The sequence below is a fragment of the Hymenobacter nivis genome, assembly GCF_003149515.1.
GTDB lineage: Bacteria > Bacteroidota > Bacteroidia > Cytophagales > Hymenobacteraceae > Hymenobacter > Hymenobacter nivis.
In genome coordinates this window covers 1349465-1360768 of the sequence record NZ_CP029145.1, presented here as the reverse complement: position 1 = coordinate 1360768, position 11304 = coordinate 1349465, and the positions used below count along the sequence as shown (strand labels likewise).

General features: G+C 66.3%; 9 protein-coding genes. 5 read left to right on the top strand and 4 right to left on the bottom strand.

The window, feature by feature from the left end; translation table 11 throughout:
- Positions 1-159: 159 nt before the first annotated feature.
- The 3 genes from mtgA (at position 160) to rlmF (ending at position 4025) form a co-directional block, all read left to right on the top strand.
- On the top strand, positions 160-930 hold the full coding sequence (mtgA, locus tag DDQ68_RS05885) for a monofunctional biosynthetic peptidoglycan transglycosylase (RefSeq protein WP_109655478.1): 771 nt from the start codon (positions 160-162) through the stop codon (positions 928-930).
- 716 nt (positions 931-1646) lie between these two features.
- The gene (locus tag DDQ68_RS05880; RefSeq protein ID WP_281271085.1) at positions 1647-2777 is read left to right on the top strand and encodes a flavin monoamine oxidase family protein; all 1131 of its coding nucleotides are present in this window, start codon (positions 1647-1649) and stop codon (positions 2775-2777) included.
- A gap of 276 nt (positions 2778-3053) precedes the next feature.
- Positions 3054-4025, top strand: a complete 972-nt coding sequence (gene rlmF, locus DDQ68_RS05875; protein ID WP_109655476.1) for a 23S rRNA (adenine(1618)-N(6))-methyltransferase RlmF — start codon at positions 3054-3056, stop codon at positions 4023-4025.
- A 261-nt stretch (positions 4026-4286) separates the two neighbouring features.
- Here rlmF and DDQ68_RS22630 read toward each other — a convergent pair whose 3' ends face one another.
- A complete protein-coding gene (locus tag DDQ68_RS22630) occupies positions 4287-4424 on the bottom strand; it encodes a hypothetical protein (RefSeq protein WP_162549887.1) in 138 nt (45 codons plus the stop codon).
- A 204-nt stretch (positions 4425-4628) separates the two neighbouring features.
- Here DDQ68_RS22630 and DDQ68_RS05865 point away from each other — a divergent pair, with 204 nt between their 5' ends.
- On the top strand, positions 4629-7370 hold the full coding sequence (locus DDQ68_RS05865; RefSeq protein WP_109655474.1) for a hypothetical protein: 2742 nt from the start codon (positions 4629-4631) through the stop codon (positions 7368-7370).
- Between the two features lie 336 nt (positions 7371-7706).
- On the opposite strand, the gene DDQ68_RS05860 is transcribed toward DDQ68_RS05865, so the two are convergent.
- From DDQ68_RS05860 to DDQ68_RS05855, 3 genes are all read right to left on the bottom strand, one after another.
- Positions 7707-9824 (bottom strand): heavy metal translocating P-type ATPase, encoded by a 2118-nt coding sequence (locus tag DDQ68_RS05860; protein ID WP_109655473.1) that lies wholly within the window; start codon positions 9822-9824, stop codon positions 7707-7709.
- The gene (locus DDQ68_RS22625) at positions 9785-10024 is read right to left on the bottom strand and encodes a hypothetical protein (protein ID WP_162549886.1); all 240 of its coding nucleotides are present in this window, start codon (positions 10022-10024) and stop codon (positions 9785-9787) included. Before DDQ68_RS22625 ends, DDQ68_RS05860 begins: the two co-directional genes overlap by 40 nt.
- 72 nt (positions 10025-10096) lie before the next feature.
- Positions 10097-10282: a hypothetical protein gene (locus DDQ68_RS05855; RefSeq protein WP_109655472.1), complete on the bottom strand. Its 186-nt coding sequence runs from the start codon at positions 10280-10282 to the stop codon at positions 10097-10099.
- Between the two features lie 443 nt (positions 10283-10725).
- On the opposite strand from DDQ68_RS05855, the gene DDQ68_RS05850 reads away from it, so the two are divergent.
- On the top strand, positions 10726-11256 hold the full coding sequence (locus DDQ68_RS05850) for an AAA family ATPase (RefSeq protein WP_162549885.1): 531 nt from the start codon (positions 10726-10728) through the stop codon (positions 11254-11256).
- The last annotated feature ends 48 nt before the right edge of the window (positions 11257-11304 follow it).

Below are 11304 nucleotides of genomic sequence, written 5' to 3'. Positions count from 1 at the left end.
GCCTGGGCTGCCCCGGCCTTTTTGCCGGCGGCCCGGTAATCGCTGCACCGGTTGGCAACCGCTGCCCGGGGCCCCCAATGCCCCTGGCCCGCCGCAACGCTTAGCGGGACGTCGGCGAAAAGCCGGCAGACCGCGCCCTCATAGATTACTTTTGCCCGTATGCCGCCCGTTTCCTCCGCCCGCCAAAAGTCCGTTTATTACCTCCGCCAAGCCACGCGGATGGCTTTGCAGGTGGGGGCGGCGCTGTTTCTGGCGTCGGTGGCGTGGGTGCTGGTGTACCGCTGGGTGGCCCCGCCTGCTACCTGGCTCATGCTCGACCGCCGGGCCCACGCGCCGGTGGGCCTGGGCTACTACGGCATCCAGGCGGAGGGCGCGCGCCAAATTCGCTACCGCTTCCGCACCTTGGATGAGGTGGCCCCCACGGTGCCCCTGGCCCTGGTAGCGGCGGAGGACCAGCGCTTTCTCATCCACCACGGCTTCGACGTAGACGCTCTGGTGCACGCCGCCAAGCGCAACTGGAACGGCGACGGCAAGCACATCGTGGGCGGCAGCACCATCTCGCAGCAGGTGGCCAAAAACGTGTTCCTCTGGCAGGGCCGCAGCTACGTGCGCAAGGCCGCCGAGGCCTACTTCACGGTGCTCATCGAAACGCTGTGGAGCAAGCGCCGCATCATGGAAATGTACCTGAGCGTGGCCGAAATGGGCGACTGCACCTTCGGCGTGGAAGCCGCCAGCGAGCGGTACTTCCACAAATCGGCCGACCGCCTCACCGCCCCCGAAGCCGCCCTGCTGGCCGGCGTGCTGCCCAACCCGCTCCGCTTCCGCGCCTCCGACCCCGGCCCCGTGGCCCGCGCCAAGCAGCTGCGGGTGCTGCGCAACATGCGCCGCCTGGGCGGCACCGCCTACGTAGCGGAGATTACGGGGGAGTGAGGGGAATAGGTAGGTTTAATAATTACTGTTTGTTTAAAGTTTGGGTTTGTAGTTGTAGTCTCCTGGCTGCGCTTCAGGCACGTTATAGTAAGGTTTGTGCCTGGCTAATATGTGTAATGACATATATTGTGGATAATCGACAACTTTATATTGAACTGTTATAAATGAACAATTTATTAAGAAGGGACTAGACGAAACATGGGAATAAATGGTAAGCGTGTCATGTTCAAATTGATAAATAAATGGCTCTAATCCTTTGACAATATGGGGTTTATTTCTGTCTTCAAAACCTATGATGATGCTATCACTGGATACCGTGGAAAGTTGGTTGTCACCAGTTAGTCCCCAGTTATAAGACTTTACATAAAACGCTTCGCGTTTACTGGAAATGAGTTTTTTGCATCGATAATCACCTTGTTCAGTACTACACGAGCTAGTCAGAAATACAAAGAGGACTGTTGCTAGTAATTTCATTTGGGTGGATAGTTTAGTCTATTTGGAAGTTGAATATATAGGTGGTTTTACAATAATCATCTTAATGCTTAATTTATGTATTTTAGTTAGGTTTAATAAAACCGTTTAATTCTATGCCCACACCGCTCAATAAACCTGCCCCCGAATAGCTCACGCAACCAGCCTCGGGGCCCTACTCCTAATCAAAAGCCGCCCAATCATGGTTGCCCGGAAACATGTCATCAACTCCGATAGATTTCCCATTGGCTTCTACTTCTGATTCGGCGGCATCCGCGCCAATTATAATCATCGGTGCGGGCCTAGCCGGCCTCACGGCGGCCCGCGCCCTCACGGCGGCGGGGCAGCCCGTGCTGGTGCTCGAAGCCCGCGACCGGGTGGGCGGCCGCACCCTCGCTGTGCCAGCGCTGCCCGGGGCCCCCGCCGACGAGCACCTGGACCTGGGCGCCACCTGGGGCTGGTCGCACCACCCATACCTGATGCGGCTGCTGGCGGAGCTGGGCACCCAGCCCTTCGTGCAGCCCAGCGCCGGGGCCACGGCCTACGAAACTGCCCAGGGCGTACACCGGGTGCCCAACCCGTCGGGCTCGGCGGGGTACCTGCGCGTGGCGGGCGGGGCGGCTGCGCTCTGCCGCATCCTGGCGCAGCAGCTACCGGCCGGGTGCCTGCAACTGGGAGCCCGCGTGGCGCAGCTGCGCCAGCTGCCCGGCCCCGATGGGGTGGAGGTGACGGTAGAGCAGGCCGGCCGCACCGAGCTGCACCGGGCCCCGGCCGTGGTGCTGGCGCTGCCGCCGCGCCTGGTGGCCCACAGCATCGGGTTTGCGCCCGCGCTGCCCGCACCGCTGCACCAAGCTTTACTCGATATGCCCACTTGGATGAGCCACGCCATGAAAAGCGTGGTGGTGTACGCTACGCCGTTTTGGCGGGCGCAGGGCTGGTCGGGGTTTGCGGTGAGCCAGGTGGGGCCCCTGGGCGAAATCCACGACGCCTCGCCGGCCACGGGCCCGCTGGGCGCGCTGTTCGGCTTTTTCGCTGCTGAAGACCCGCTGCGGGCGGCCCCGGTGGCCGAGCGGCAAGCCGCGGTGCTGGCCCAGCTGGCCCGCGTGTTCGGCCCCGGGGCCATAAACCCGCTGGCCTACCACGAGCTGGACTGGACCCAGGAGCCCCTGACCAGCGCCCCCGGCGATGCGCAAGCCCCGAACGCGGTGCCGCTCCGGGGCCCCGCGCTGCTGCGCCAGCCGCACTGGGCCGGGGCCCTGCACTGGGCCGGGGCCGAAACATCCCTCAGCGAGTGGGGCCGGCTGGACGGGGCCGTGGAATCGGGCCAATGGGCCGCGGCGCAGGTGCTGCGGCAGCTGGCCGAAGCCACCGTTTAGAAGACGTTTGGCTTGATTTTCTGGCCGTTGGAACGATGTAGAGATGCACCCTTGCGTCTCAGGATTGGAAGGGGCTGTTGAACAGCATCCAAGCAAATTGTTCAATCCCGAGATGCAAAAATGCGTCTCTACATCGTTCCAACATTGCTTAAACAGCTTCCCAGGGCCCCGGCGCTGGGCCCCCAAAGGCGGGCCCCGGGCTGGGAAGCGGGCGGCAGCCCCAGGGCCGGGGCGTTACCTTGCAGCTTGCCCGCGTAGGTAGCCCAGCCCCACCCCATGCCCCCACTACCGTCCGAACGCCCCGCCAGCAAAGACCCGTTGCACCCGCGCAACCGGCACCGGGGCCGCTACGATTTCCCGCAATTAATGAAGAGCAGCCCGGCGCTGGCGGCCTTCGTGCGGATCAATCCGTTTGGCGACCAGTCGGTTGATTTTGCCAACCCCGCCGCGGTAAAGGCCCTGAACCAGGCGCTGCTGCGGCACTTCTACGGCGTGGATTGCTGGGATATTCCGGCCGGCTACCTGTGCCCGCCCATCCCCGGCCGAGCCGATTACGTGCACTATGTAGCCGATTTGCTGGCCGCGCGCAACGGCGGCGTGGTGCCCCGGGGCCCCGGCGTGCGGGTGCTCGACGTGGGCGTGGGGGCCAACTGCATTTACCCCCTTATTGGCCACTACGAGTACGGCTGGCGCTTCGTGGGCTCAGACGTGGACGCCGGGGCCCTGCGCGCTGCCCAGCAAATTGTGGCTGCCAACGGGGTCCTGGCGGACGCCATCGCGCTTCGGCAGCAACCCGACGCCCGCCGCGTATTCGACGGCATCATCCGGCCCGGCGAGGTGTTCGACGCCACGCTGTGCAACCCGCCGTTCCACGCCTCGGCGGCCGAAGCGGCGGCCGGCACCCAGCGCAAAGCGGCCAACCTGGGTACCGCCCGGGGCGCCCAGCCGGCCCTGAACTTCGGGGGGCAGAACACCGAGCTGTGGGCCCCGGGCGGCGAGGCGGCCTTCGTGCGCCGCCTGGTGCTGGAAAGTCAGCAGTGGCCCGCCGCCTGCTTCTGGTACACTACGCTCGTCTCGAAAAAGGAAACCCTGCCCGGCCTGCACCGCGCCCTGCACCAGGCCGGGGCCCGGGAAGTGCAAACCATCGCCATGGCCCAGGGCCAGAAAAAAAGCCGCTTCGTGGCCTGGACGTTCCTCACGCCCGCCCAGCAAGCTGCCTGGCGGCAAGCCCGCTGGGGCCCCAAGTAGGGCTTAGCCCCGTTTCCAATTCGGTATGCCCAGTGCTGTAAAACGGCGTGCCACGCCGTCCGTACGGGCCGTACCCTGACTTGAAAACCGCTGTAGCGGCTATCCAAACAGGCAAGAAGAGTATGATTATGGGCCAATTAACCACCCGGCGGGCCGTGCGCGTGGGCTGGTTCGCCGGGCCGGCCGGCGCTAACCACGCGCTTACCGCTAAAGCGGTTTCCACGTCAGGGTACGTGTTCTGAGAGAGTTAAAAGTAAAGAGTTAAAATACTGTAGGACTGACTTTTATTTCTTTAATTTTCACTTTTAACCAGCGCATTTTCAGGTCAGTGTACAGGCTGGCCGCTGCCGGGCCGCCGGCTTTTTCAGCCGGCCGGCCGATTGTCGTCAGGGAGAGCAAATAAATGACAGTCAACCAGTCGGCCGGCTGGAAAGGCCGGCGGACCGGGCTATAAATAAGTAAAGCCCCGCGGGGCCCGCCGTAGCAGCGCCCGCCGGGCCCCGCGCCCGGCCCCGTTGGCTTGGCCACCATCCCGGGGCCCCGGCCGGGGTCGGAAACGGGCGCCGTACTTTCGCCTCCACTTCCCGTTTCCGCTTCCTGAATATGTCCCGCAAGCTTTGGGCGCTGCTCGTGGCCCTTGCGCTACTGCTGGCGCTGGCCACCTACGTGTATTACCGCCGCACCGTGGCCGCCCAGCCGGTGGATGCTTACGCCCTGGTACCCGACGACGCGGTGCTCGTGCTCACCACCCGCGACCACCCCGCCCTGGTGCGCCACTTGCAGGAAATTCAGCTCTGGGACAACCTCACGGCCGTGCGCTACGCGCAGCAGGCCGCCGACCACCTGGCCGTGGCCGACAGCCTGGCCGGCGGTACTGGCCGCAATGGCAGCCTGCTGGCCCTGCTGGGCCGCAAGCAGGTCGTGACCTCGGTGCACGTGACGGGCCCCGGCGTGTTCGACGTGCTCTATCAAGTGCCGCTGGCTTCGGTGCGCGAATACCGGCAGGTGCGGGGCCTGCTCGAAACCCTGGGCCGCGACCGTCGCTACCGCCTCCGCCAACGTTTGCTTGACGGGCAGGAGCTGAGCGTGCTGACGGAGGTGCGCACCGAAACCAGCCTGACGGTATTCAATTACCGCAACCACTTGATTATAAGTACTAACGCGGCATTGGTAGAAGCCGTGCTGCAGCGCCTGCGCCACCCCGGGGCCCCCACCGTGCTGGCCCGCTTTGCCGATACCGACGTGCTGCGCCTGCCCGAAATCGACGCCGCGCTGTGGTTGAACTTCCGGCGCCTGCCCCAGCTGCTCGACGTGCTTTTTCGCCCCGCCGCCCACGCCCGCTACGACCACCTCGCCACCCTGGCCGCCGACGGCCTGCTGGGCCTGCGGCTGACGGGCCCCGTGGCCGAGCTGGCCGGCTTTGCTAACCCCGAAACCGCCCATGGGGCCCTGCAAGCGCAGGCGCTAGGGCAGCCGGCCCAGCCCTTTGGGCTGGCCGCCGTGCTGCCCACCCGCACGGCGCTGGTGGTGCAGCTGGCCATGCGCCCGCTGGCCCCGTCGGGCTCGGCCGGGGCCGATTCGGCGGGCCTGCGCGTGGCCCTGGACAGCCTGGCGGCCACCTTCGGGCCCGAAATGGCGGTGGCCTACCTGGCCGCGGCGGCGCCCGGCGTGGCCCCCGGGCGGCTGGCCTACCTGCGCTGCCCAGCCCCGGCGCGTACCGCCCGCTGGCTGGGTGAAGTACGCCGCCGCACGGGTCAGCCGCCGGCCTTCACGCGGGTGGGAGGCTACAAAATTCACCCACTGGGCGTGGCCGTCGATGCGCTGCTGCGCCCGCTTTTGGGCCCCGCCGCCCCCGGCGAGCCCGTGCCCGCGTCTGCCGGGGCCCTCGTGGACGGCTACCTCGTAATGGCCGACGCCGCCACCCTCGCCGGAGCCCTGGACGATGTGGGGGCGGGCCTCACCTGGGCCCGCACGCCGGCCTACGCCGCGTTTTTGGCCCGCACGCTGCCCCGTGCCCGGCTGGGCCTGTACCTCGACACGCGCAACGCCTGGAACGGTCTGCTCAGGGCCCTCACCGAGGATCGCCGCGCCGGGCTGCTGCGCAACGAGGCCCTGTTCAAGCGCTTCCCGCAAATGGCCTGGCAGCTGGTGCCGGCCCCCGACGAGGCGGCGCCGGGCGCGCAGTATTTCGGGCGGCTGCTGCTGCACCGGCCCAGCGCGGGCATGGGGGCGGTGCTGGCCGGGGCGGGCGAGGTCCGCGGGCGGGTGTTTCGGTCGCCGCTGGTGGGCACGCCGCTGCTGGTGGCCGCCGCTGGTACGCGCGTGCCTGCGGCCCTGGTGCAGGATTCGGCCGGCGTGGCCTACTTCGTGAGCCCCGACAATGGCGTAGTGTGGGCCGATTCGCTGGTGGGGGCGCTGGTGGGGGCGGGGCCCCTGCCGGCGGGGCCGGGCACGGCCGGGGGCCTGGCGCTGGCCGCCGGCCGCCGCGTGCACCTCCTGGCCCCGGCCGATGGCCACGAGGCCCCGCCCTTCCCCCTCAACCTGCCCGACACCGTGCGCGCCACCGCGCTGCAAACCAGTGCCCCGGCCGGGGTCGCGCCGCGCCTGCTGGTGGCGGCCGGCGCGCAGGCCCTGTTCCTACTTGATGCCGCGGGGCGGCAATACCCCGGCTGGGGCCCCAAGGTGCTCGATTTCCCGCTGGCCGGGGCCGCCTCGCTGCTGAGCGTGGGCGGGCGCGACGTGGTGGTGTGCCCGCTGCAAAATGGCTACGTGTACGCCTACGACCAGCGCGGCGGCCTGCTGCCGGGCTTCCCCCTGAGTGTGGGGGCCCGGCTGATGAGCGGCGTGGCCGTGCAGGCCGCCACTACGCTGGGCCGCACCCGCCTCACCGTCGTCAACCAGCACGGCGAGCTGGTCACCTTCACGCTGGTGGGCGACGTGCTGGCCCGCCGCCGGGTGGCCACCTGGAGCCGCACGGCCACTTTCCGGCTGGTGCCGGCCACTGGCGGTGGGACCAGCTACGGCGTGGCGCGCGACGATGAAGGTGGCCGCTACGATTTCTACCTGCCGCCGTGGGCCGCGCCCGTGGTGTCGCACCGCTTCGTCACGTCGGGGCCCAAGCCCACGCAGTTCTTCGACTTTGGAAGCGGCGGCCGGGTGGTGGCCGTGGGCGAGCCGGGCCCCGCCCTGGCCTACGTGTTCGATGCCCAGGGCCGGCTGCTGGGCGGCCAGCCGTTGGCCAGCACCGGCGCCGGCGTAGGCTTGGCCTACCACGCCGCCACGGGCACCTACCAGCTGGTGCGCCTGGTGGGCCGCGAGCTGCGCCGCACCGAGCTGCGGCCTTAACGGGGGTCGCACGGGAGCCAGAACAGAAAGCAACGCCAAGAACCTATTTGCATTAGCGTCAGCGCGGGGTAAAAACGCACCCTTGCGTTTCCGAATGGAACGACTTGTCCGGATACCGTTCAAACCGAAGACGCAAGGATGCGTCTTTACCCCGTTCCAGGGGTCAAAAAATTAAGTCAAACAGATTCTAAGGAATTTAAGCGAGCCGTTCTTCCCGGCTGGCCGGATTGCGCACAGCGTGTAGCTTTCCATCCGCAACACGCCCAGGTAGGGTAAAATTGTAGTGGCTCAGCCTGTTGACGTACTCGTGCACAAGGAGCGAGCCACGGCAGGGCGCTAGGGCTTGCTGGTGAAATCCATGCGCTGGATGCGGACGGCGTTGAGGATGGCCAGCAGGGCCACGCCCACATCGGCAAACACGGCTTCCCACATGGTGGCCAGGCCGCCGGCTCCGAGAACCAGCACCACGGCTTTTACGGCGAAAGCCAACCAGATATTTTGCCAGACCACGGTGTGCGTGGCCACGGCGATGCGGCGGGCAGTGGCAATCTTGCTGGGGTGGTCGGTCTGAATTACCACGTCGGCGGTTTCGATGGTGGCGTCGGAGCCGAGGCCGCCCATGGCGATGCCCACGTCGGCCAGGGCCACTACGGGGGCGTCATTCACACCGTCGCCCACGAAGGCCAGGCGGTGGCCGGCGGCTTTCAGACGCTCGACATGGGCAGCTTTGTCTTCGGGCAGCAGGCCGCCGTGGGCCTCAGTGATGCCCAGCGTTTTGGCCACGCGCTGCACAATGGCATCTTTATCACCGGAAAGCATGACGATGGTGCTGATGCCCAGTGCTTTGAGTTCGCGCACGGCCTGGGCGGCATCCTCCTTGATTTCGTCGGCCACGGTGAGGTAGCCAGCGTACGCGCCGCCCACGGCCACCACCACGATGCTGTCGACGAGCTGGTCGATTTCGGTGGGGTAAGCGACATTGAACTTGCTGAGCAGCTTAGTGTTGCCGGCCAGCACGTCCTGGCCGTCGACGCGGCCGCGCAGGCCGTGGCCGGCAATCTCCTCCGCGTTTTCGACGGCCAGCGGCGGACCGGTGGGCCCCACGTGCTGCACCAGCGCCCGGGCAATGGGGTGGGTAGATTTGGCTTCGAGCGCGGCGGCCAGGGCCATAAACCGGGCCTCGGTCTGGCCGGGCGCGGCCACCACCTGCTGCACGGCAAACACGCCCTTGGTGAGAGTGCCGGTTTTGTCCAGCACCACGGTATCAATCTCGCGCATGACATCGAGAAAGTTGGAGCCCTTGAAGAGCACGCCCGCCTTGGAAGCCGCCCCAATACCGCCGAAATAGCCGAGTGGAATGCTGATAACCAGCGCGCACGGGCAGGAAATAACCAGGAACACCAGCGCCCGGTAGAGCCAGTCGCGGAACACGTAGTCATCCACAAAAAAGTAGGGCAACAAGGTGAGCAGCAGCGCTAACGCCACCACAATGGGCGTGTAGACGCGGGCAAACCTGGTGATGAACTGCTGGGTTTTGGCCTTGCGGCCCACCGCGTCCTGCACCATCGCCAGAATCTTGCTCAGCTTGGTGTCTTTGAACGCGGCCGTGACGGTGATTTCACTCAGCGTATCCTGGTTAATCATGCCGGCCAGCACGGTGTCGCCCTTCAGCTTGGTTTGGGGCACCGATTCGCCGGTGAGGGCGGCCGTGTTGAAGGTGCCGCGCTCGGATTGCAGGGTGCCGTCGAGGGCCACTTTCTCGCCGGGGCGCACTTCAATCACGTCGCCCACCACCACGGCTTTCGGGTCGAGTACCAGGCGCTGGCCGTCGCGCAGCACGCCCACTTCGGTGGCCTGAATTTCGAGTAGGGCCTTGATGCTGCGCTTGGCCCGGTTCACGGCGGCGTCCTGAAACAGCTCGCCCACGGTGTAAAACAGCATCACGGCCACGCCCTCGGCATATTCGCCCAGGGCAAACGCGCCGATGGTGGCAATGCCCATCAGCAGAAACTCGTTGAAAATGTTGCCGCTGGGGATGCTCTGGATGGCCGAGCGCAGCACTTTCCAGCCCACCAGCACATAGGCCACACCATACCAGACGGGGCGCACGTAACCGGTGAAAAATCCGACTTTATAATAGTCCAGGGCAATGCCGGCAAGCATCAGCCCCAGGCTGATGCCCGGCGCGAGGTACGGGTTATCGCCGGCCGGGCCGTGGTCGTGGCCGTCGTGGCCGTGGCTAGCATGGTCGTGGTCCGTATGTTCGTGGCCGGTGTGGTCCGCGTCGTTGGGCTCCGCGTCGCCGTGGTCGTGGCCGGGCACGTCGTGGCCCTGGGGCGCGGCGGCGGCTTCGGGCGTGAGCTGGGCGCGGGTGAGGGCCCCCACGTTTTCGGGCCGCACCTGCTTGGCGGTATTTAGCTCCTCGTTGAGGTTGTCGGATGAAGGGTCGGGCATATACTAGTGAAAATCAGCGGAAAGGCAGGAAATGAGGCGGCGGGCCGTACCGGCGGGTATTCCTCCTCCTTGGCATTCTTGAGCTTGCCGAGCAGGGAATACGCGCCTTCGGTGACGAAGCGCAACGGCCGGCCCGTTTCGGCGGCGGGCAGGTGGATTTTGGGGTAGCCGTCCTCGCTCACACCCCGCGTCACGGGCACCGGGCGGTAAACGGAGGTACCGGCCTGGGCGGCCGAATCGGCGGCGACAAAAACGTAGGCCTGCGCCCAGTACTACACCACGGCTTTCTCGGGCAGGGTGGGTACGGCCACGCGGTTGGTTTCGATAACGGCCCGTGCAAAGGTGCCCGGCAGCAGCAGCTCATCTTCGCGGTTGAGGTGGGGGCGCACGCGTACGATGCACCCGGGACTGATGGTTCTGCTGATGAGGTAAACGTGGGCCGTGCGCTCGCGGCTCACCGAGTCGTTGCCCAGCGAGAAGCGGATAGCGGTGGTCTAAAACGGGGTGGTCCGGCGACGGAAGAAGTCGCTGGACCACCCCGTTTTAGACCACCGCTGAAAAATAAATCAGCCGGTGGGACATCCGTTGCTGTGGGTTTAGGTCTAACTACTTCTCGGAAACCCTGCGGTGTGGCAGCCCCGGCCCAATGGGCAGGAGTGGCGGCGGCATGCCCCGGCCCAGCGCGAAACGCACGAGTGGAGCCACCGGCGCGCGCAAAGCGGCCGGCGGCCCAGTGGGGCCAGCCGGGGAAATGGGGAGGGGTTGGGCCGGCGGCGGTTGCCACCTGCTGCGTTGCCGGAGAAGGGGCCGTTGGGGCCCGGCGCATGGGTAGCGCACCCGGTGCGGCGTAATATTGTGCCGATTATTGCCCGCGATTATGGATGTGATGCCCGTTACAAATTTGTCTGATCCTGCGCCGCCTGCCCCGGTGCGCGTGGTGCTGCTGGGGGCCGAAAGCACCGGCAAAACCACCCTGTGCCGGGCCTTGGCCGCGGCCTACAGCACCGTGTGGGTGCCCGAGTACGGTCGCCAGCTTACCGAGGAAAAAATGGGGGCCCTCACCTTCGCTGACCACCTGCACATCGCCCAGCAGCACCTCCAAATCGAAGACGAGGAGTTGGCCCAGGCGCGCCGGTTTTTGTTCGTCGATACCAACGCCATCACTACCTCCCTTTACTCGTACTACTATTACCAGCGCTGCGACCCGGCCCTGCTCCAACTGGCCCGCGACTGCCGCACGCGCTATGCCCACACCGTGGTATGCCAGCCGTCCATCCCGTTCGAGGCCGACGGCTGGCGGGGCCCCGAGGCGCTGCGCAACGTGCAGCAGGGCACCACGCTGATGCAGCTCGATCTGCTCGGCATCCCCTACACCTGCGTCGATGGCTCAGTAGCCGAGCGCGTGCGCCAGGTGCGTACCCTCCTGGGCTAATTGTGCCGGGGCCCTGGGGCGGGAGTGTCGGAATGATAAACCTCCATC